Raw genomic sequence first — 20,294 nt, 5'->3', positions numbered from 1 at the left:
CCGTCATCCGGACCGCCTCCTCGTGCCGACTTGCAGCCACCCCAGCCAACTCAGCAGCCCGGTCCGGCTGGGCCGGACCGGTGCGGACAGCACGTCGCCGCCGCTCGCGTGCAACGCGTCCACCGTCGCGAGCCCGCCGGCGAGGAAGCCGCTCACCGCGAACCGCCCCCAGCCGGACAGGCGCCCCAGCAGATCCGCGCCGCCGCCCAGCAAGGCGGCGGCGCGGCCGGTTTCCCAGCGCATCAGCGCTTTCATCCGGGGCGACGCGTGCGCGGCGCCCAATTCCTCCTCGGCGACGCCGAACTCGGCGAGGTCCTCCTGCGGCAGGTACACCCGCCCGTTGCGGTAGTCCTCGCCGACGTCCTGCCAGTGCTCCACCAGCTGCAGCCCGGTGCAGATCCGGTCGGACAGCTCGGCGGCGGCCGGATCGGCCACGCCCAGCAGATCGAGCACGATGCGCCCGACCGGGTCGGCGGACAGCTGGCAATACGCCAGCAAATCCGCGAAGACCGGATAGCGGTGCACCTCCTGGTCCTGGATGTTCGCCCGGACCAGCCGCTGGAACGGTTCCTCGGCCAGCCGCCCTGCGCGGATCGCCGGGAGAAGCCCGCGCACCGCCGGATCGGTGGGTTCGCCCTTGCCGAACGCGGCGGACAGTTCCGCGGAAAACGCCTTGAGCTGCGCGACCCGGTCGCCCGCGGCTTCGTCGCCCAGATCGTCCACAGTGCGCGCGACGGAATAGACCGTGACGAGGTCGGCGCGCAGCTGTTCCGGCAGCACCCGCAGGGCCACCGGGAAGTTTTCCGCGCGCCGTTTCGCACGCAGGCCGGACGTATCCGGAGCGTGACGGACGGCCGACGTTGATCTCATCCCCGCCAGTGTCGCGCCCCCGGTCGGGCGGCTTCTGCCGCCGGAAGACGAATTTCGCTGGCTTCGACTTGGCACGAGAGGCCAAAGTGGGGACAGGATGTCCCGAGGCGACCCGATGACCGCTGCCTGCGACGGAAGGACTCCCGGACACATGGGACCAGATCAGGTGACCCGGCTTGACGAACTGGAGACGGTGGTGACCCGCCGGCTGCCCGCCATGCTCAACGAGGTCCGAGACCAGCTCGCGGACGAGCACCCCGACTACGCGGAGTTCCTGACCGAGGAACTCGCCGACCTCGTCACCGCCAGCGCGGGGTTCGTCCGCAGGCTCATCGACATGGCCGCCGAGCCCGACGAGCGGCTGCCGGAACTGGGGTCCGGCGTGGAGCAGGCGGTGTTCGAGGAAATCGGGCGCAGCCAGTACCAGCAGGGCAGACGGGTCACCAGCCTGCTGTCGGCCTACCGCGTGGGCGCGCGCGTGGCGTGGCGGCACGTTTCCGAAGCCGCGCTCGATCTCGACGTGCCCGCCGAACTGTTCGCGTCGCTCGCCACCACGGTATTCGCTTTGGTGGACCAGCTTTCGGAATCGTCGCTGCGCGGATACCTGCAGGAGCAGTCCGACGCGGTGCGCGCGCGGGAACGGCTGCGCGACGAACTGACCGCGCTGCTGCTGTCCGACCGCGCGGACAAGGCCGCGGTGCGGGCCGCCGCGATGCGCGCGGACTGGCGGCTGCCGAAGCACGCCGCGGTGGTGCTGGTCGAGGACGACAACGAGCTGGGCCGGGAATTGGTGTTCCGCCTCGAAGACAGCTGCCTGCGGCTGCGCCGTCCGGGGGTGGTCGTGGCGATCGTGCCGGACCCGGGCGGCCCGGGACGGCGCGCGTGGCTGGCCCGTGCGCTGCGCGGCGGCGGCGCGGTGGTCGGCGCGACGGTGCCGCTGGACCGGCTCCCGGCCAGCCTGCGGATCGCCGAGGTGACCGCGCGATTGCGCCGGGACCATTTGCTCAGCGACGATCCGGTGTTCGCCGACGAGCATCTCGACGCGATCATCGTGCACCGCGACGACCGGCTGCTCGACGTCCTGCGAAGACAAGCCCTCGCCCCGCTCGCCGAGCTGAACGAGTCCGCGCGGGAACGGCTGTCCACCACGCTCACGTCGTGGCTGCTGCATCTGGGGGACCGCAAGGCCGTCGCGGAGGACCTGCACATCCACCCGCAGACGGTGTCCTACCGGCTGGGCCGCCTGCACGACCTGTTCGGGCCGTCGCTGGACGACCCGTCCGTCCGGGCGACGCTGGTGCTGGCGCTGGCCTGGGGACCGCCTGGGGAAGTGGACGAGAGCGGGTGATGGGGGAATTTCCCTGATGCGGCAGCACGTTGGACATGCTTGGGTCTCGTGAGTGGCGATCACGGTTAGAACCGGGATTGCCGCTCACGAGGGACGCGGGGAGGAGGTGTGCGTGTCAGCTTTCGGCGCCGAACCGCGCCGCGAGCGCGCGGTACAGACCGGGCGCGGCGCCGCGCAGCGCGACGGGGAACCGCAGCCAGCGCGGCACGTAGTAGTCGCCCGGACGCGCGGCGGCGCGCACCACGGCGGCGGCCACGCGTTCGGCGCTCACCGGGCGGGGCGTGCCGCGGGTGTAGGGACGGCCGCGGCGCTCGAAGAATTCTGTGCGCACCACACCGGGAACTACGATTCCGACGGTGATTCCGGTGCCGTGCAACTCGAATCGAAGGCTGTCGGCGAAGGCGTCCACACCGGACTTTGTCGCGGCGTACACCGCTTCCCCGGCGACACCGGTGCGTCCGGCGATCGACGAGACGAACACGATCTGCCCGCGGTCGCGTTCCAGCATCGCGGGCAGCAGCGCGCGGGTCAGCTCCAGCGGCGCGGTGAGGTTGACCGCCACCAGCTGCCGCAGCTTCTCCTCGGACAGCTCGGGCAGCGGACCGGCCCAGCCGAGACCGGCGTTGTTGACGAGGAGATCCACCGATCCGGTGATCTTCAGCGCGCGCTCGGCGAGATCCGCCGCGGCGCCGGGGTCCGCGAGGTCGGCGACGAGTGCGGTGCCGCCGGTTTCCGCGGCAAGGGCGGCGAGACGGTCCTCGTCGCGGCCGTGCAGCAGCACCTGGACGCCGGAGCGGGCAAGCTGCCGCGCGGTGGCGGCTCCGATGCCGGACGACGCGCCGGTGACGAGGGCGGTGCGGGTCATCAGGCGGCGGGCAGCGCGGCCGGGCGGTGGCCCATCCGCAGCGTGATCCCCGCCGAGCGCAGCGAACGGCGGAACCACCACAGCGAACCGGCGATGGCCAGCCCGATCACCGAGTACGAGCCCGCGGTGCTCACCATCAGGAAATTGCCGACCGTTTCGCGCGCGAGCAGCAGCAGCGTCACGCCGCCGTTCACCGCGAACACGAGTCCCCACAGCACCGACACGCGCTGGAAGAACCGGCGCATTCCGGGGTGCCCGGACAGCGTTTCCGGGAATGCGCAGAAATCGCCCGCCAGCCGCGCGAGCAGCGGTTTGTTGAACGGCGCGGACACCAGGAACAGGCTCGCGACGAGGAAATTCTGTAAAGTCGGCTGGAGGAAGTACAGGAACGCGCTGCCGGTGGCCAGCCCCAGCACGGTGCGCGCGACCAGCAGCGCCGTGGTCAGCAGCAGCACCGCGGGGATCTTCTTGCGCAGCGCCAGCCGGGCGCCCAGCACGGCGACCGACCAGCACAGCGCGGCGATCACCCCGCTGTCGAAGCTCACCAGGGTCAGCAGGAGATAGAAGAGGCCGGCCGGGACCAGCGCGGACTCCAGCAGGTGCCGGCCCCCGCCCACCACGAGGTTGCGGAACGAGGGGAGGTCGATCGTATGGGGGTGTCGCATGCGGGTTCTGCTGCCTCCGGTGCCAACCGGGCGACTCGGCCTCGGACAAGGCTTGAGCATAAGCACGGCGGATGGGGACGGTGTGAGGTGAAGAGTCCGTGACAGTTACGGGGATGTCGCTGGTCGTGGCTGTCCCCGCCGCCGTGGCAGGCGCGGCGTGCATGGGACTCGCGAGCGCAGCGCAGGCCAGGGCGACCAAAGAGGTGGAAACCGGCAAACCGCTCGACCTGACGCTCTTCAAGCGGCTCGTCGGACGCCCATTGTGGCTCATCGGCATCGCGGCGACCATCCTGGGTCTCGTCCTGCAGCTCGTCGCGCTCGCGTTTGGCCCGTTGCTGCTGGTCCAGCCGCTGCTCGTGACGTCGCTCATGTTCGCCGGGCTCGCGTCGGCGCGGCTGGAGCGCCGCCGCCCGGACCGCACGATGAGCGTCGGCGGGCTGCTGTGCGTGGCCGGGCTCGCCGCGTTCCTCGTCGTCGCCCGGCCGAGCGGCAACAGCGAGACGCTCGTCAGCGGCGGCGACCTGCTGCCGCTCGGCATCGCGCTCGCCGTGCTCACCCTGGCCTCGCTTGTTGTTGCCGCGTCAACGAATTCCGGATCTTGGCGGGTGCTCGGGCTGGCGGTTGCCACCGGCGTGCTCTACGGCCTCACCGCCGGGCTGATGAAGGTGGTCGCGGGCCAGTTCCGGATGGGGATCGGCGAACCGTTCCGGCACTGGACGCTGTATCTGGTGTGCGTCGTCGGCCCGCTCGGCTTCCTGCTGAGCCAGAACACGTTCCAGCAGGGCCGGTTCCTCACGCCGGCGCTGGCCGTGATCACCGCGCTCGATCCGCTGGTCGGGGTCGCGATCGGGCTGTCGTGGATGGGCGAATCGGCCGACGGGAGGCCGCTCGCGCTGTTCGGCGAGGCGCTGGCCGGGCTGGTGATCGTGGTCGGCATCGCGCTGATGTCCACCCGCGCCTCGCATTTGTCGGCGGAATCGGAGGCCGCGCCGGCGAACGAGGACGCCGAACCGGGCGAACGGCCCGATTCGGACCCGGACGACGGATACGGCCTCGCCGGGACCGCTTGTTAGCGAAACAAAGGGGGCAGCGTTGGTGCGCGTGCTGATCGTGTCCGCGAACATGGGCCAGGGGCATAACGCCACCGGACGCGCGCTCGAGGACGCGGTGCGGGAGCGCTGGCCGGACGCGACCGTTTCGTGGCTGAACGCCCTGGAACGGCTCGGACCCGGTTTCGAGGGGCTTTTCCAGCGGATTTACGTCGCCAATGTGGAAAGCGTGCCGTGGCTGTACGAGTTTTTCTACGGCGCGATCTGGCGGCTTCCGTGGTTCGCCGCGGCGTCCCGGTGGTTCACCGCCGCGTGGTGCGGCAGGCGGCTCGCGAAACCGGTCGCCGAGTTCGCGCCGGACCTGGTGCTGTCGACGTATCCGATGGGCACCGCGGGACTGGCGTGGCTGCGCCGCAAGGGAAAACTCGCCGTGCCGCTCGGTGCGTGGGTTTCCGACTTCGCGCCGCATCCGTTCTGGGTTTACGGCGCGGCCGACCTGACCATGGTGATGCACGACGTCGCGGTCGAGCCCGCGCTGCGCTCGTCGCCGTCGGCGCACGTCGGGGTGTCCGCGCCGCCGGTGCGCGCGGTGTTCCGGCCAGGAGACCAGGCGGCGGCGCGCCAGGAACTGGGCCTGCCGCCGGATGCGTTCGTGCCGCTGGTTTCGTGCGGGTCGCTGGGTTTCGGCGAGATCGAGACCACGGTGCGCGAACTGCTGGCCGCGGATCCGGTGGTCGCGCCGATCGCGATCTGCGGCCGCAACGAGGCGGCGGCCGCCCGGCTGCGCGCGCTCGACGAACCGCGGCTGCACGTGGTCGGCTGGACCGATCGGCCCGAGCTGTACACGCTGGCGGCGGACGTCGTGGTGACGAACGCCGGCGGGGCGACCTCGCTGGAGGCGCTGGCGTGCGGCCGCCCGGTGCTGATGCACCACCCGATCGCCGCGCACGGCAAGGCCAACGCCCGGCTGATGGCCGCGGCCGGCCTCGCCCTGGTGTCCACAAAGGACGGAGAGCTGGCCGCGGCGGTGCGCGGCCTGCTGGCCGAACCGGACCGGCTCAAGACGCTGGCCGAAGCGGTCGCCCGGCATTGCGAAACCGCGACCCCGCTCGGGACCGCGCTGGAGTCGCTCGCTTCCTCGCCGTTGAATCCGCCGACGCAGCGGCTCCGTCCTGAAGATGCGCTGTTCGTGCACGTGGCCACGCCGGAGGTCCCGCAGCAAGTTGGGGCGGTGCTGCTGTTCGACCCGAAGGCGGATGGCACGCCGGTCACTCACGCTGATGCGGAGCACCTGCTGGCGGCCACGCCCGGGCTGCGCACGCGCTTGCTGCCGGGCAGCCGGTTGTGGCGGGCACGGTGGCAGGAAGACCCGGGGCGGACGTCGGCGGACGTGCTGACGTCGGTGCGGGTCGGCCCGGACGCTCCGCTGGACGCGGCTTTGACGCGGGAGATGGATGGGTTCTTTTCGGAACCGGTGTCGCCGGAACATCCGGTGCGGGCGCGGCTGGTGACCGGGATCGAGGGGGAGCAGGGGGCGTTGCTGATCGCGTTGCACCATGCGGCGAGTGACGGGATCGCGGTGATCAGTGCGCTGGTGGGGCAGGCTCGGGGGAAGGAGCCGCTGGAGCCGGTGGCGGTGCCTCGGCGGAGGGGACGGTGGGCGGGGTGGCTGGCTGGGTGGCGGGGCCGCCCCAATGCCACATTGGGTGCGCTCAACGCACCGAATGCCACTTTGGGTGCGTCAGACGCACCGAACGCCACATTGGGTGCGTCGGATGCACCGAACGCCACTTTGGGTGCGTCCAGCGCACCGAATGCCACATTGGGTGCGCTCAACGCACCGAATGCCGCATTGGGTGCGTCGGATGCACCGAACGCCACATTGGGTGCGTCAGGTGCACCCAATGCCACATTGGGGCGCAACGGGTCTGGACCCGAGCGGAGGGTGGAGCGGTCGGGGCTCGCCGGGCTGGTGGCGCCGGGGCGGGCGGGGTTTGCCGGGCTGGTGACGCCGGTGCGCGAGGCGTTCGCTCGCGTGGCGGGGCCGGTGTGGCACGGGCTGGAACGACCGGCGGAAACGGCCGGTGGCTCCAGCGTCGCCGGGCCCGCTCGGGCGAAGCCCGGATCCGGTGCCGGAAGCCGTCTGGCTCGCGGCGTTTGGGCTGGTGTCGTTCCCCGGTCCGGCGCCGCTGGGTCCGAGCGCCCGAAGTCCGGCTCCGGCAGCACAACCCGCGCCGCCGATCTGGCTCGCGGGGTCTGGACCCTCGCCCGGGCCGGGGCCGCGCCTCGCGTTCGCTGGGACAAGCGCATCGACGGTCCCCAGCGGCATTTCGCGCGCGCTCATCTCTCCGCGCCCGAGGTGCGGGCCGCCGCGCGGCGGGTGGGGGTGCCTACTACCAATCTCGTTCTCGCGCTCGTCGCCGAGGCGCTGCACCGCGAACTCGGCGATGCCGCGCCGGATCAGCTGCGGGTGCTGATCCCGATGTCGGTCCGCGACACCGGGACCTTCCGCCAGCTCGGCAACCACACCGGCGCGGCCTCGGTCGACCTGCCGACAGCCGCGATGTCGCTGCCGGAGCGGGTGCGCGCGACCGATCGGATGTTGTCCGAGCAGGTTGGCCGTGGAGCACCCCGTGCGGGCAACGCGGTTGTGCGCGTGCTCGGGGTTCTTCCGCCGGCGCTGCATCGCCGCGCGGCCAAGCTCGTCTACCGTGGCACGTGGTTCAGCGTCATTGCTTCGGTGCTTCCTGGTGCGCGGTCGCCGGTGGTGCTTAACGGTGCGCTCGTTCGCACGGTGTACCCGGTGTTGTCGCTCGCCCCGGGGGTGCCGGTGGCGGTCGGCATCATGACGTGGGCGGACCGGTTCACCGTCTGCATCACCGTGCCCTCCGGACAGGATGATCGCGGGGATCGGCTGGCGGCGGCGGTCGTGGAGGCGTTCGGCCGGGTGTAGCTACTGCGAGAAGTGCGTGTGCGGGCGGGGGAGAAGTTCGCCGTCTACTTCGATGTCCACCATCTCGTTGTAGAACGCCACCAGCCCGGCGATGGGCTGGACCGCCGCGGCCGGGTAGGTGTACGTCCACGCGAGATGCTCGTGCAGGACGTCGCCGACGCGGACGGACCAGTAGCCGGACGTCTCGCCCTTGTACGGGCAGGCGGTGACCATGCCGGGCTCGGCGACCAGATGCGTGAAGTCGACTTCGGTGCGGTTGAAGTAATACCGCGTCGGGAGGCCGGTTTCGAACAGCAGCACTGGTGACGATGACTCCGCCAAGGTCACGCCGTCCAGTTGGACCCGGACGTGCCGGGTCGAGCGCAGGGCGTCCACTCGCGTGTACGGGCTGCGCGGGTGGACGTAAACCTGTTCGTCCTCTTCGAACCAGGCGTCCAAGGCGTCCCAGGCGAACCGGATGTGTCCGGGTAGGACGTCTTCGGCTATCCAAGCGGCAGCAGGCTTTTCGACGCCCTCGACCCGAAGCGAGTACCGGCCGTCGGCCTCCGGAACGAGGACATCGGGAAGCACGTCGGCGATCGGGAAGTAGAACTGCGGATAGTACGGCCATTCCCAGACGTAGCTGGCCCGCGTGCTGTCCACAATGGTCTTCCCGGCGAGCATGCCGCGCACTCGCCGGGGGACCGGTTCGACGTGTCCTTTGTGGACTGCTGCCGCTGGATACCCGGTCATGGTCAGCCGCGCTTCGGGAGTTTCCAGCCGGGACGCGGGAAGTGGCAGGTGTAGCCGTGCGGGTAGCGCTGGAGGTAGTCCTGGTGCTCCGGTTCCGCTTCCCAGAAGTCGCCGGCCGCGGTGACCTCGGTGACGACCTTGCCGGGCCAAAGGCCGGAGGCGTCGACGTCGGCGATGGTGTCTTCAGCGATCTGCTTTTGCTCGTCGGTGGTGTAGAAGATCGCTGAGCGGTAGCTGGCGCCGATGTCGTTGCCCTGGCGGTTCTTCGTGCTGGGGTCGTGGACTTGGAAGAAGAATTCGAGCAGGGCGCGGAAGTCGGTGCGGGCGGGGTCGTAGGTGACCTCGATGGTTTCGGCGTGGGTGCCGTGGTTGCGGTAGGTGGCGTGGGGGACGTCGCCGCCGCTGTAGCCGACGCGGGTCGCGGTGACGCCGGGCTGGTGGCGGAACAGCTCCTCCATGCCCCAGAAACATCCGCCGGCCAGGATCGCTTTTTCCGTCATTTCCTTCTCTCCCGTCGGGGGAATCCGTGTACAGGATGACGCTGCGGAGCCGGTCGCTATTCCGGCCGCCCGGTGCCCGGTCAGAACTCCGTAATATCTCCCTCCGCCGCGGCCGCGACGAACAGTTCGAGCAGCGTCCGCAGGGCCTGCGACGGCGGCCGCTTGGCGGAGACGACGACGGTGAGCGGCCAGGTCAGCGACGTGTCGGCGAGGGGGATCGCCGTCACACCCGGGATGTCGAGCCGGGCGGTGCCGGGCAGGACCGCGACGCCGAGTCCGGCGGCGACGTAACGCGGCACCGTCCGCAGGTCGGCGACCTCGGCGGTCAACCGGCGGGAAAGGCCGAGCGCGGCGAATTCGCGGTCCACCGCCAGCCGGTTCCCGAAGCCGCGCGGGCAGTCGACGAACAGCTCGCCGTCCAGCTCCGGCAGCGTCACCGACTCGCGGCCGGCCAGCGGATGGCTGTCCGGCAGCACGGCGTAGTACGGCACGCTCGCCAGCTGCGTCGCGTCGAGGCCGCCCAGTTCCGCTTGCGAAAGGCCGAGCAGCGCGACGTCGAGCCTGCCGTGCCGGACGTCGTCGGCGAGGCCGGACGAACCGCTGAGCGACACCGTCAGGTGCAGGTCGACCCGCGGGTGCCTGCGGTGGAACGCGCCGAGCAGCACTGGCAGATCGAAGGCGTTCATGCTGGTCAGCGTGCCGATGCGGAGGCTCCCGCGCAGGCCGGCGGACGCCTGCTGCACCACCTCGCGGGCCCGCTCCACCGATTCCAGCGCCGCTTTCGCCTCGGGCAGGAAGAGCGCGCCCGCGGTCGACAGCGCGACCCGGCGGGTGGACCGGTCGAACAGCGTCGTGCCGAGGTCGGTCTCCAGCGCGCGGATGGTCGCCGAGACCGTGGACTGGGTGGCGAACAGCCGCTGCGCCGCCCGGGTGAAGCTCAGCTCCTCGGCGACCGCCACGAAGAACTCCAGCTGCCGCGTCTCCATGCGGCTGATTATCGCCGAACCCGATAACTATGACCAGCACTTTTCGTTGGACTTGATGAGTCGGGACGGGGATCGTCTGAGAGGCAGGTTCCCGTTCCGGAAGGTCGACATGGTCACCACAGTTCCGCCCGCTCTCTCCGCCCCGGCCGGCTGGCGTGTCAGCCACGGCTGGGGTTTCCGGGTCATCGCTTTCGCGTTCGCCTCGTGCCTCGCGTTCTCCACCGTGCCCACCCCGCTGTACGCGCTTTACCAGCAGCGGGACGGGTTTCCGACGTTCCTGGTCACCGTCGTCTTCGCGGCTTACGCGGTCGGTGTGATGGCCAGCCTCTATCTTGCCGGGCACGTCAGCGACTGGCTCGGCCGCCGCCGCGTGATCCTCGCTTCGACGCTCGCCGAGGCGCTTTCCGCGGTCCTGTTCCTGGTCTGGCCGGAGGTGCCGGGCCTGCTGATCGCGCGGTTCGTGTGCGGCGTGGGCATCGGCGCGCTGACCGCGACCGCCACCGCGCACCTGTCCGAACTGCGGGCCGTGACCCGCCCGGACGAAGACCTCGGCCGCTCCGGCCTGATCGCCACTGTGGTGAATATGGGCGGCCTTGGGCTCGGCCCGGTGGTCGGCGGGATCTTCGCGCAGTACATCGACAGCCCGCTGACCAGCACGTTCATCGTGTTCCTGGTCGTGCTGCTGGTCGCCGCGTTCGCGGTGTGCCTGGTGCCGGAGACCGTCGAACGGCGCGAGGAGCGTCCGGCGTACCGGCCGCAGCGGGTGTCGCTGCCCGCCGGGGCGCGGCCGGCGTTCGTCGGCGCGGCGATCGGGGTGTTCGCCGCGTTCGCGATCACCGGACTGTTCATGTCGCTCGCGCCGACGCTGCTCGCCGAAGGGCTGCACGAGCACAGCCGGATGCTCGCCGGAGTCACCGCGGGGTCGATGCTCGGCGCGGCGGCCGTGGCGCAGGTGGTGTTCGCGTCGATGGCTTCGCGGGCACAGCTGCGCTTGGGGTTTGTGTTGATGCCGGTCGGGTTGGCGGTGCTTTCGGTCGCGGCGCTGCTGCCTTCGCTGGCGTTGTTCCTCGTCGGCTCGGTGGTCGCGGGGAGCGGGATGGGGCTCGGCTTCCGCGCGGCGGTCGGGACGGTGGCGGCGCTGGCCGATCCGCTGTCCCGGGGCGAGGTGCTGGCGGGGATCTTCCTCGCCGCCTACGCCGGGCTGGTGGTGCCGGTGCTGCTGGTGGGCATGACGCTGCTGTGGGTGCCGAGCCCGCTCGCGCTGGTCGGGTTTTCCGCCGCGGAGCTGGTGCTGCTGGCGTTCTCCGCGTGGCGGGTGCTGCGGACGGCTTGAGCGGCTTCGATGGTCCGGCTGCCGCTGCCGAGCCAGGGTCGCCGGAAGTCCGTGAAGGACTCCTTGAGGGAATCAGATTCCCTCAAGGAGTCCTTCACGGACCGCGGAGAGCCGCGGCGGTCAGGCGACCTCGGTGGTCCGGGTGCGGGCGGCGCGGGCGCTCCACCGCCCGTCGTGCCGGTCCACCCGGATCGGGTGGCCGAACGCCCGGCTGATGCTCGCGGTCGTGACGGCGTGCTCGATGGGGCCGGAAGAGACCGCCGAACCGTCCGCGATCACCAGCGCGTGCGTGGTCGTCTCCGGCAGTTCCTCCAGGTGGTGGGTGACCACGATCGAGGCGAGCCGGGGATGGGTCCGGGTGAGCAGGTCGATCGTTTCGAGCAGCTGCTCGCGGGCCGCGACGTCCAGGCCGGTGGACGGTTCGTCGAGCAGCAGCAGCCGGGGTTCGCTGATCAGCGCGCGGGCGATCAGGGCGCGGCCGCGTTCGCCCTGGGACAGCGTCGGCCAGCGTTCGCCGGACTTGCCGTCCAGGCCCAGCAAAGCGACGAGTTCGCCGGCCTGCGCGAGCTGCGCCGCGGTCGGCTGCCAGCGCGGGGGAGTGTCGATGGTCCCGGTGACGCCGGTCAGCACCACCTCCCGGACGGTGAGCGGCGAACGCAGCGGATGCCGCGGGTCGACGTGCCCGATGCTGCGCCGCAGCGCCTGCAGTTCGACCCGGCCGAGCCGTCCGCCCAGCACGTCGACGGTGCCGGTGGTCGGGTGCGTGACGGCGCCGCAGAAACCGAGGATCGTGCTCTTTCCCGCGCCGTTCGGGCCGAGCAGCGCCCAGTGTTCGCCTGCCCGCACGGTCAGGTTCACGCCGTGCAGGATTTCCTTGCCCTGCCTGCGGAACACCACGTCGGTCAGCTGCAGCACGACCTCGCTCACGAAAGAGCCTCCTTCAAGGCGGTCAGGTGCGCCCGGCTCAGTTCGGCGGCCGCGGACGCGTCTTTGTCCGCGATCGCGTCGACGAGCGCCTGGTGCGCGGCTTGGTCTTCTTCGGGGGCGGTGATCGGCCGGGCGCGCAGCATGTCCGTCATCGCGCGGTGGATGCGCGGGACGAAGCTGTCGAACAGTTCGATCAGCACGTCGTTGTGCGCGGCGACGAGCACCGTGCGGTGGAAGGCGGTGTCGGTGTCCACCAGGGACTCGATGTCCGGGTCGCCGGTCGCGCGGGCGGCGAGGGCGCGGCGGATCGCGCGCAGGTCGGTCGGCGTCCGCCGGTGCGCGGCGAGGGCGGCGGCCTCGGCTTCGATGGCGATGCGCGCTTCGATCACCGCGCCGATGGTGGCGCGGCGCAGCACCGCGTCCCAATCCTCGGCGACGTCCAGGGCGGTCACGAATACCCCGGAGCCCTGGCGGGAATCGAGCACGCCTTTGCCCGCCAGTTCGCGGATCGCTTCGCGCAAAGTCGAACGGCCGACGCCCAGCTGCGCGGCCAGAGTCGTTTCCCCGGGCAATTTGTGGCCGAGCGGCCATTCCCCGCCGCGAATGCGCCCGAGAAGGACTTCGGCGGCCTGCGCGGCGAGCGGATGCCGTTGCACGAGAGGGGACATCGGAGCGGCTTTCTGGTCGGGGGGACGGGGCGATGCTACTGCGGGACATTCGCGGAACGGGCGGTCGAGTGTGGAGCGTCACTAGTCTACTTGTCTGAGGGGTTCGGTTTTTTCTGACCCGTTCGGGTGGGTTACGGTGTTTCGAATACCCCATTCGGGCCGCGCCGGGTAAGGATCGGCCGCATGCGTGCCAGGAAAGTGGCCGTCGTCGGCGGAGCGATCGCCGCGGCGGTGTGTGCAGTGGCGTTCGTGGCCGGACCGGGCGCGAGCGCCGCTCCGTTGCCGGGAGGGCTGGGCCCGTGCGTCGGCGACGCCTGTCCGGGCGGCAAGTACCCGCCGGTCAACAACGGGCCGTTCGCCGGACGGGACAACGGCATCAACGTCTTCGCCGGCGGCGATTTCCTGGTGCGCGAAGGCGCGGCCGAGGCGGAGGGCCGGGTCGTCGTGCTCGGCGGCTTCGACATGAACAAGCGGGCGGGCGGGTCCTCGATCTACAACGTCGGCATCGCCGGCGTCGGCTCGCGCGTGCCCCCGCCGGACGGCGGCGACTTCCTCACCACCGGCAAGAATGTCGCCGTGGCGCCGGACCAGCGGCTGCTCGCGGACGGCGGCGTCGTGCGGTACGGCGGCACCGTCACCGGGACGGTCACCGGCACGCTGAAGCAGGACCCGAACGCGGCCGATCCGTACAAACAGCTTCGGCCGCAACTGCAGGAAGCCAGCACCTGCTACGGCAAGTCCGCGGCCACCGGCACGGCGAAGAACGAGGGCTACCGCACGCTGTTCACCGGCGACGGGAAGTCCGCGCTGCAGGTGTTCAACGTCGACTTCGACCTCACCGGCTCCGGCGGCGGCATGCAGGGCCTCGAATTCGCCGGCATCCCGGCGGGCGCGACGGTACTGGTGAACCTCGTCGGCGGCGCCCGGGTGATCAACACCTACACCGGCGACCTCGCCGACCAGGACCCGATCAACCAGCTGCGCGAGAAGCTGCTGTGGAACTTCCCGGACGCGTCGAAGGTGAAGATCGCCGGGCAGGCGCAGTTCCAGGGCAGCGTGCTGGTCGGCAACCCGGCCAGCGACACGACGGTCACCGCGTCGGGCACGAACGGCCGGTTCTTCACCGCGGGGAACCTGCTGCACACGTCCGACGGCGCGGCGGGCGGGCAGGAGTTCCACGCCTACCCGTTCACCGGCGACCTGCCGGACTGCGCCGTCCCGACGACGACGCCCACGACGCCGACCAGCACGACGTCCAGCTCGACCAGCACGACGCCGTCCAGCACGACTACCTCCAGCACCACGACGTCCAGCACCACGACGGAGCCGACCAGTTCGACCAGCACCACGACGTCCAGCACGGAGCCTTCGGCCACCGATACGAGCACGTCGAGTTCTTCCACGACCTCGACCACCACGTCGACCGAGCCGACGAGCACCACGTCGTCCAGTACTACGTCGAGCAGTACTGAGCCGACTACGTCGAGCAGTTCGGCCACGTCGACCAGCCCGACGGAGTCGTCGTCCTCGACCGCGCCGACCTCGTCCAGCGCGACGTCCTCGAGTTCGCAGCCCACGTCCTCGACGGGCAGCACGAGCCCGGCGACGTCCAGTTCGTCCTCGTCGTCGGAGGCCCCGGCCCCGATCACGACCACCAGCGACAACTCCGGCGGCGTCGCCCCGGGCACTGGTCCTTCGGACCAGGGCCCGCTCGCCTCGACCGGCGCGGACGTCCGCGGCTACCTGATCGGCGGCGCTGCGCTGCTGCTCATCGGCGGTGCGCTGGTGGCGGCGGTGGCAGTTCGCCGCAAGCGCTCCTGACCAAAGCCGTGAAGGGAACCCTGACGGACTCTGATTCCCTCAGGGTTCCCCTCACAGCCCGCTGCCGTGAGGGCCACCTTCACGGACTCTGAGTCCCTCAGGGTGGCCCTCACGGCAGGTCAGGCCGGGGTGCGCGAGGCGCGGTATTCGGCGGCTCGCGTTTCGTAGGCGCGGAGTTCCTCTTCCCGGTCCGGCACCTCGTGCTGGCCGCCGTCCGGCTGGTCGGCGAAGAATCCGCGCAGGGCCTCGTTCGAGGCGGCGGCGAGGTGCCCGGTGCGGGCGAACATCGCCGTCTCGTAGCGGGTCAGCGCGGCCTCGACGGTCGGTTCCTCGTGCAGCGCGTGCGCCAGTTCGGCGCCGTCGAGCAGCGCCAGGTTCGCGCCGTGCCCGCCGAACGGGGCCATCGCATGCGCGGCGTCGCCGAGGACGGTGATGCCCGGGACCCGTTGCCAGGTCAGGGGAGCGGGCAGTGCGGTGAAGGCGCGCGCCACATAGTCGCCGTCGTTGTCAGTCAGCAGCGGGCGCACGGTCAGGTCCCAGCCGTGGAACTCGCGGAGCAGGAACTCCCGCACCGACTCGCGGTCAGCCAGGTCGACGCCCGCCTGGGCGGCCCAGTCCTCTTCGGCGCGGAACGCCACGTAGCCGCGGATGATTCCGTTGCTGTTGCGCTGCACGATCACCGCCCGGCCCGCGCCGTCGGTGGCGAACAGCTGTCCGTCGCCGACCAAAGCCGCGATCCCGGGGTGCCGGTTCTCGACGTTGTCGAACCGGACGTCCAGAAAGGACACTCCGAGGTATTCCGGCATGGCGTCGGTGAGGCGGCGGCGGACCTTCGACCAGGTGCCGTCCGCGCCGATCACGACGTCGGACTCCACTGTGGAGCCATCGGCGAAATGCAGGCGGTGGACGCCGTTTTCGGTGGTCAGCTCGGTGAGTTTGTGTCCCCAGTGGACGGTGCCGGGGGCGAGCTGTTCGGCCAGCATGGTGCGCAGCTGGCCGCGGTCGATTTCCGGGGCCGAAGTCTCGCCGTCGGCGGGGACGAACTCCTTCAGCAGGGTGCCGTGGTGGTCGCGCCTGGTCATGGCTTGGCCTTCGGCGCGGGCCAGTGCGTGGAAGGCGGGCAGCAGCCCGGCGTCTTCCAGCGCGATCTGCCCGCTGTCGGCGTGCAGGTCGAGCGTGCCGCCGGGATCGCGCGAATCCACGGCGGTGTCGGCGTCGTACACGGTCGCGGCGATGCCGTGGCGGTGCAGGACGCGGGCGGCGAGCAGCCCGCCGGGGCCGCCGCCGACGATCGCGATGCGCGGTGTCTCCTTCATGGTTTCCCCTCTCGTGCCGGTGTGGTCTGCGCCCAGCATAAGTGGCACCATGCAAAAAGTGCAACCGTAGAACTTAGTGACTCATTGCACTGGTCGCTTCGCCGCCAGTCCGGCGAGCACGATCCCGAGCGCGTAGCCGAAGCTGTCGCCGACGGTGCTCCCGGCCGCCTGCCGTTCCCGCATTCCCTGCGCCATCAGCGGAAACGGGATGCTCGCGATCGCCGCTTCCTCGTCGTCCGGCCAGGTCTGGTCCTCGACGGCGCGGCCCAGGACGAAGTGGATGAACACCCCGGCGCACCGCGTCGCGTCGGCGAGCGGGAACCCGGCGCGGTGCAGCACGTCCACCGCGCGCTCGGCGAACTCGCCCAGCGAGCGGGCGATCCGGAGGTCGGCGCCGAGGGCGATGCGCGCGCCGTCCCGGTGGCCGAGGAGGGCGGTGTGCAGAGCGGTGCCCGCTTGTTCCAGCCAGGACAGCCACGGGGTGTCCAGTGGCGGGAGGTCGTTCAGGGCGGGGGTTACGAGAGCGTCGGCGAGGTGGTCGAGCAGGGCTCGTTTGCTGCTGAAATGCCAGTACAGCGCGGGTGCCTTGACGCCGAGTTCGGTGGCGAGGCGGCGCACGGTCAGCTTGTCGAGGCCGTCGGCGTCGACGAGGGCGAGCGCGGTCCGGACCGCGGCGGGGATTTCGATCGGCACCTCGGTTGCCTCCTTAACTAGTTCAGGGCAGTCTAGTATTTAACAAGTTAAGGAGAGTCATGGACGCAGACGCAGTGATCGTCGGAGCCGGGCCGGTCGGCCTGTTCCTCGCCGCCGAACTCCGGCTCGGCGGCATCCGGCCGCTGGTGCTGGAGCGGCTCGCGGAGCCCGCGACGGAACGCAAGGCGCGCGGCATCGGCGTGCTCGCGACGGAGGCGCTGACCCGGCGCGGGCTCGGGCCGCGGCTGGCCGAGGCGCACGAGGAGGGCGAACGCGACTTCGCCCGCGACCACGGCAGCCCGCTCGGCCATTTCGCGAACATCCACAAACTCCTCCCGGACAATGAACGCCCGCGCACGCACATCTGGCAGCCGGACCTGGAGCAGCTGCTCGCCGGGCACGCGGACGCGCTCGGCGTTCCGGTGCGCCGGGCGCACCGGGTGACTGCGATCGAGTCCGCTGTGGACGGTGTGACCGCGATTGTCGAGACGCCGCAAGGGGAACAGCGGATCGGCGCGGCGTACCTGGTGGGCTGCGACGGCGGACGGGGAAAGGTCCGGAGTCTCGCCGGGTTCGGGTTTCCGGGCACGTCGCCGTTGCTGCGGACGCTCGCGGGCCAAGTCCAGTTCGCCGGGCCGGTGCCGCCGGCCGGGCGTTATGCCGACGGGACGTTTATGCACGGCGGAAGCATGGCGGGTGTCACCGAGCTGGCCCGCGATGGCGAGCCCGACGGTCCGGTCACGCCGGCGGAACTGGCGGCGGCGATCCAGCGGGTGACCGGCGACGAGGTCGCCGTGGCGGAAGTGCGCAATTCCCGCCGGTTCACCGATCAAGCGCGCCAGGCCGACGACTACCGGCGCGGCCGGGTCCTGCTGGCGGGCGATGCCGCGCATGTGCACTCGCCGAGCGGCGGGCAAGGGCTCAACCTCGGCCTGCTCGACGCGGCGAACCTCGGCTGGAAGCTGGCCGCGGTCGTGCGCGGGGATCTACCGGAAGCGTTGCTGGACAGCTACTTCCGCGAGCGCGGGCCGGCCGGTGCGGCGGTGCTGCGCAATACGCGGGCGCAGTCGGCGTTGCTCGCGCCGGGGCCGCACGTCGACGCATTAAGGGAGATCGTCGCGGAGCTGATGGATCTTCCGGAGGCGAACCGGTACTTCTCGGATCTGCTGTCCGGAGTGGACCATCGGTACGAATTCCCTTATCCGGCTGAGGAACCCGTCGGGCTGCACAGTCCCGATCGGTCCCTTGTGGACGATGACGGCCAGGTCTCCCGGCTGTCGGACCACACGCGCACCGGGCGGGGCGTGCTCGTGCTCGATCCGGAGAACCGCGACCTCGCCGCGTTGGCAACAAAGCGGGTCGAGGTGGTGCCGGTGACGAACACCGAATCGTTCTTGCTGCGCCCAGACGGAGTCATCGCCTGGACGGGAGGGGAGGCCGAGCTGAAAACCGCGCTGGACGCCTGGTTCGGCTAGGCGCTGGCGCGGCTCCGCCACAACAGCCAGCCGAAGTACGGTGCCCCGATCAGCGCGGTCACCAGGCCGGCCGCGATCTGGGTCGGGGCGAGCACTGTGCGGCCCAGTGTGTCGGCGACGCACACCAGCACAGCTCCCAGCGCAGCGGCCACCGGCAGCGACCGCGCGTGCCGGGAACCCACCAGCGCCCGCGCGGCGTGCGGGGCCACCAGCCCGACGAAACCGAGCGCTCCGACCGCGCACGCGGCGGCGGCGGTGAGCACCGCGGCGAGCGCGGCGAACGCGAGGCGAGACCGGTCCAGCGGGACGCCGAGCACGCGCGGCACGTCCTCGTCGAGCGAGACCAGATCGAGCGTCCGCGCGCTGGACAGGGCGATCGGAAGTGCGATGACCAGGCACAACAGCACCGGCAGGACCTGGCTGAACTCGCGGCCGTAGGTGGACCCGGCGAGCCAGGTGAGGGCCAGATGCGCGTTCCACGGCGAGGTGAGCACCACGACGAGCGTCGTGATCGCCTGCGCGCCCGCGCTGACGCCGATGCCGACCAGCACCAGCCGGTCCGACGACAGCCCGCGGCCGGTCGCACCGCGTCCGGTGGCGAGCCAGTGCACGAGGGCGAACGTCGCGAACGCGGCGACGGTCGCCGCGCCCATCATCGGCCAGACCCCGATGCCGGGCACCAGCAGCACGACGCTGATCGCGCCGACGCTCGCGCCGGGGGTCACGCCGAGCAGGCTCGGTTCGGCCAGCGGGTTGCGGCAGATCGCCTGCACGAGCGCGCCCGCGACGGCCAGCGCCGCCCCGCCGAGCAGCGCGGCGAGCATCCGCGGCCAGCGCAGGTCGAGCGCGAACGACACCTCGGTGCCGGACACCCCGCGCAGCCAGTTCATCAGGTCGCCGAGCAGCACGATCCGGTCGCCGAGCAGGAGCGCGGCGATGACCGCGCCGACCAGCGCGACCGCCAGCACGATCCCGGTGCCGGCCACCCAGCGGCGGGACCGGACGGTGCCGTGCGTCCCGCGTGCGGACGGCGTGCCGGAGGGCTGCCGCCGGGCGAGCCAGACCAGGACGGTCGCGCCCGCGAGAGTCGTCACGACGCCGGTCGGCACCGAAACCGCCTTGTCCGCGGGCACGAGTGCGCGCAGCAGGACGTCGGCGGCCACCACGACCAGCGCGCCGGTCAGCCCGGAAAGCGGCAGCAGCAGCGGATGTTTGCCGAGCCCGGGCACCCGGTTGGCCAGCAGTCGCGCGATCACCGGCGCGCACAGTCCGACGAACCCGATCGGGCCGGCGACGGTCACCGCGACCGCCGAAAGCAGCACCGCCACGACGACGGCGAGGGTGCGCGTGCGGCGGACGTCGATGCCCAGCACGCGCGCGTGGTCGTCGCCGAGGCCGAGCACGTCGAGCCGGTGCGCGAGCAGCAGCGTGGCCACGATGCCGATCGCGATCACCGGCGCGGCAAGGGAAACCTGCCGCAGTCCGGATTGGACAGTCGTGCCGCTGCCCCAGCCGTACAGGCCGGCGGTCCGCTCCTGGAACAACATCAGCAGTACCGACGTGAGCGCGGTCAGCGCCAATGCGATCGCGGACCCGGCGAGCACCAGCCGGGCCGCTCCGCCGCTGCTGCTGCGCGCGACGAGCAACACCAGCCCGGCCGCGGCGAGACCGCCGACGAAGGCGACGATTCCGTTGACATAGAAGGGAAGCGAGATCCCGAACGCGGCCACGCCGACTACCGAGACGTACGCGCCGGCGTTCACCGCGAGAGTGTCCGGCGAGGTAAGCGGGTTCCGCGCGACAGACTGCAGCACGCACCCCGCGAACCCGAGCGCCAGCCCCACGAGCAGCGCCGCGGCCAGCCGGGGGAGCCGGCTGGCCACGAGCACCGCCACCGCCTGGCTCCGCGCGTCGTCGTCCGTGCCGGGGAAAACGGCGCGCAGGAGTTCGCCAAGCCCGACGTGCGACGTGCCTTGCAGCAGGTGCACGGCGGAAAGCACGACCAGCGCGACGATCCCGGAGAGGAAGACGACGGACGCGGTGCGCCCCGGCTTGCGCGAGGCGAGCGGCCGGGCGGGGGCGGTAGTGGTCAT

The 20,294-nt window shown here is 71.3% G+C and carries 17 protein-coding genes; 6 read left to right on the top strand and 11 right to left on the bottom strand.

What is annotated here, in order from left to right; all coding sequences use genetic code 11:
• Positions 1-3: 3 nt before the first annotated feature.
• On the bottom strand, positions 4-870 hold the full coding sequence (gene hpnC / locus ACFSVL_RS38035) for a squalene synthase HpnC (RefSeq protein ID WP_378311584.1): 867 nt from the start codon (positions 868-870) through the stop codon (positions 4-6).
• A gap of 151 nt (positions 871-1,021) precedes the next feature.
• On the opposite strand from hpnC, the gene ACFSVL_RS38030 reads away from it, so the two are divergent.
• The gene (locus tag ACFSVL_RS38030; RefSeq protein WP_378311582.1) at positions 1,022-2,218 is read left to right on the top strand and encodes a PucR family transcriptional regulator; all 1,197 of its coding nucleotides are present in this window, start codon (positions 1,022-1,024) and stop codon (positions 2,216-2,218) included.
• A 115-nt stretch (positions 2,219-2,333) separates the two neighbouring features.
• Here ACFSVL_RS38030 and ACFSVL_RS38025 read toward each other — a convergent pair whose 3' ends face one another.
• Entirely contained in the window at positions 2,334-3,083 is a 750-nt protein-coding gene (locus ACFSVL_RS38025) for an SDR family NAD(P)-dependent oxidoreductase (RefSeq protein WP_378311580.1), read from the bottom strand.
• Positions 3,083-3,748: a VC0807 family protein gene (locus tag ACFSVL_RS38020; protein ID WP_378311578.1), complete on the bottom strand. Its 666-nt coding sequence runs from the start codon at positions 3,746-3,748 to the stop codon at positions 3,083-3,085. The genes ACFSVL_RS38025 and ACFSVL_RS38020 overlap by 1 nt, the downstream gene beginning before the upstream one ends.
• A gap of 98 nt (positions 3,749-3,846) precedes the next feature.
• Here ACFSVL_RS38020 and ACFSVL_RS38015 point away from each other — a divergent pair, with 98 nt between their 5' ends.
• Both ACFSVL_RS38015 and ACFSVL_RS38010 read left to right on the top strand, forming a co-directional pair.
• Positions 3,847-4,821 (top strand): DMT family transporter, encoded by a 975-nt coding sequence (locus ACFSVL_RS38015; RefSeq protein ID WP_378311576.1) that lies wholly within the window; start codon positions 3,847-3,849, stop codon positions 4,819-4,821.
• A 22-nt stretch (positions 4,822-4,843) separates the two neighbouring features.
• Positions 4,844-7,750, top strand: a complete 2,907-nt coding sequence (locus ACFSVL_RS38010) for an MGDG synthase family glycosyltransferase (RefSeq protein WP_378311574.1) — start codon at positions 4,844-4,846, stop codon at positions 7,748-7,750.
• Here ACFSVL_RS38010 and ACFSVL_RS38005 read toward each other — a convergent pair whose 3' ends face one another.
• The 3 genes from ACFSVL_RS38005 to ACFSVL_RS37995 form a co-directional block, all read right to left on the bottom strand.
• Complete coding sequence (locus ACFSVL_RS38005) at positions 7,751-8,482, bottom strand: DUF427 domain-containing protein (RefSeq protein WP_378311572.1); 732 nt, start codon at positions 8,480-8,482, stop codon at positions 7,751-7,753.
• 2 nt (positions 8,483-8,484) lie between these two features.
• Complete coding sequence (msrA, locus tag ACFSVL_RS38000; protein WP_378311570.1) at positions 8,485-8,982, bottom strand: peptide-methionine (S)-S-oxide reductase MsrA; 498 nt, start codon at positions 8,980-8,982, stop codon at positions 8,485-8,487.
• Between the two features lie 80 nt (positions 8,983-9,062).
• Positions 9,063-9,968: a LysR family transcriptional regulator gene (locus ACFSVL_RS37995; RefSeq protein WP_378311568.1), complete on the bottom strand. Its 906-nt coding sequence runs from the start codon at positions 9,966-9,968 to the stop codon at positions 9,063-9,065.
• A 109-nt stretch (positions 9,969-10,077) separates the two neighbouring features.
• Between ACFSVL_RS37995 and ACFSVL_RS37990 the strand changes: the two genes are divergently transcribed.
• Complete coding sequence (locus ACFSVL_RS37990; protein WP_378311566.1) at positions 10,078-11,301, top strand: MFS transporter; 1,224 nt, start codon at positions 10,078-10,080, stop codon at positions 11,299-11,301.
• A gap of 120 nt (positions 11,302-11,421) precedes the next feature.
• Here ACFSVL_RS37990 and ACFSVL_RS37985 read toward each other — a convergent pair whose 3' ends face one another.
• Positions 11,422-12,228 (bottom strand): ABC transporter ATP-binding protein, encoded by an 807-nt coding sequence (locus tag ACFSVL_RS37985; RefSeq protein WP_378311564.1) that lies wholly within the window; start codon positions 12,226-12,228, stop codon positions 11,422-11,424.
• A complete protein-coding gene (locus tag ACFSVL_RS37980; RefSeq protein WP_378311562.1) occupies positions 12,225-12,896 on the bottom strand; it encodes a FadR/GntR family transcriptional regulator in 672 nt (223 codons plus the stop codon). The genes ACFSVL_RS37985 and ACFSVL_RS37980 overlap by 4 nt, the downstream gene beginning before the upstream one ends.
• Before the next feature lie 183 nt (positions 12,897-13,079).
• Here ACFSVL_RS37980 and ACFSVL_RS37975 point away from each other — a divergent pair, with 183 nt between their 5' ends.
• Positions 13,080-14,717: a choice-of-anchor A family protein gene (locus ACFSVL_RS37975; RefSeq protein ID WP_378311560.1), complete on the top strand. Its 1,638-nt coding sequence runs from the start codon at positions 13,080-13,082 to the stop codon at positions 14,715-14,717.
• Positions 14,718-14,836: 119 nt separating this feature from the next.
• Here ACFSVL_RS37975 and ACFSVL_RS37970 read toward each other — a convergent pair whose 3' ends face one another.
• Together ACFSVL_RS37970 and ACFSVL_RS37965 are read right to left on the bottom strand one after the other, a co-directional pair.
• Positions 14,837-16,033: an FAD-dependent oxidoreductase gene (locus ACFSVL_RS37970; protein ID WP_378311558.1), complete on the bottom strand. Its 1,197-nt coding sequence runs from the start codon at positions 16,031-16,033 to the stop codon at positions 14,837-14,839.
• A gap of 81 nt (positions 16,034-16,114) precedes the next feature.
• The gene (locus ACFSVL_RS37965) at positions 16,115-16,726 is read right to left on the bottom strand and encodes a TetR/AcrR family transcriptional regulator C-terminal domain-containing protein (RefSeq protein ID WP_378311557.1); all 612 of its coding nucleotides are present in this window, start codon (positions 16,724-16,726) and stop codon (positions 16,115-16,117) included.
• A gap of 59 nt (positions 16,727-16,785) precedes the next feature.
• Here ACFSVL_RS37965 and ACFSVL_RS37960 point away from each other — a divergent pair, with 59 nt between their 5' ends.
• Complete coding sequence (locus ACFSVL_RS37960; RefSeq protein ID WP_378311555.1) at positions 16,786-18,201, top strand: FAD-dependent monooxygenase; 1,416 nt, start codon at positions 16,786-16,788, stop codon at positions 18,199-18,201.
• On the opposite strand, the gene ACFSVL_RS37955 is transcribed toward ACFSVL_RS37960, so the two are convergent.
• Complete coding sequence (locus ACFSVL_RS37955; RefSeq protein WP_378311553.1) at positions 18,198-20,294, bottom strand: iron ABC transporter permease; 2,097 nt, start codon at positions 20,292-20,294, stop codon at positions 18,198-18,200. The genes ACFSVL_RS37960 and ACFSVL_RS37955 overlap by 4 nt on opposite strands.

Origin of the sequence: Amycolatopsis silviterrae (assembly GCF_042684085.1) — a bacterium.
In the GTDB taxonomy this organism is placed as follows: Bacteria; Actinomycetota; Actinomycetes; order Mycobacteriales; family Pseudonocardiaceae; genus Amycolatopsis; species Amycolatopsis silviterrae.
The sequence above is the reverse complement of the archived record's forward strand: the minus strand, read 5'-3'. Positions and strand labels throughout refer to the sequence as shown.

Bases quoted from the DNA above. Each gene is read 5' to 3' on its own strand.
- ACFSVL_RS38025 (WP_378311580.1), bottom strand. From the start codon at position 3,083: ATGACCCGCACCGCCCTCGTCACCGGCGCGTCGTCCGGCATCGGAGCC.
- ACFSVL_RS37960 (WP_378311555.1), top strand. From the start codon at position 16,786: ATGGACGCAGACGCAGTGATCGTCGGAGCCGGGCCGGTCGGCCTGTTC.
- ACFSVL_RS38030 (WP_378311582.1), top strand. From the start codon at position 1,022: ATGGGACCAGATCAGGTGACCCGGCTTGACGAACTGGAGACGGTGGTG.
- ACFSVL_RS37980 (WP_378311562.1), bottom strand. From the start codon at position 12,896: ATGTCCCCTCTCGTGCAACGGCATCCGCTCGCCGCGCAGGCCGCCGAA.
- ACFSVL_RS37975 (WP_378311560.1), top strand. From the start codon at position 13,080: ATGCGTGCCAGGAAAGTGGCCGTCGTCGGCGGAGCGATCGCCGCGGCG.
- ACFSVL_RS38005 (WP_378311572.1), bottom strand. From the start codon at position 8,482: ATGACCGGGTATCCAGCGGCAGCAGTCCACAAAGGACACGTCGAACCG.
- ACFSVL_RS38020 (WP_378311578.1), bottom strand. From the start codon at position 3,748: ATGCGACACCCCCATACGATCGACCTCCCCTCGTTCCGCAACCTCGTG.
- ACFSVL_RS37995 (WP_378311568.1), bottom strand. From the start codon at position 9,968: ATGGAGACGCGGCAGCTGGAGTTCTTCGTGGCGGTCGCCGAGGAGCTG.
- ACFSVL_RS37990 (WP_378311566.1), top strand. From the start codon at position 10,078: ATGGTCACCACAGTTCCGCCCGCTCTCTCCGCCCCGGCCGGCTGGCGT.
- msrA (WP_378311570.1), bottom strand. From the start codon at position 8,982: ATGACGGAAAAAGCGATCCTGGCCGGCGGATGTTTCTGGGGCATGGAG.
- ACFSVL_RS37970 (WP_378311558.1), bottom strand. From the start codon at position 16,033: ATGAAGGAGACACCGCGCATCGCGATCGTCGGCGGCGGCCCCGGCGGG.
- hpnC (WP_378311584.1), bottom strand. From the start codon at position 870: ATGAGATCAACGTCGGCCGTCCGTCACGCTCCGGATACGTCCGGCCTG.
- ACFSVL_RS37955 (WP_378311553.1), bottom strand. From the start codon at position 20,294: ATGACCACTACCGCCCCCGCCCGGCCGCTCGCCTCGCGCAAGCCGGGG.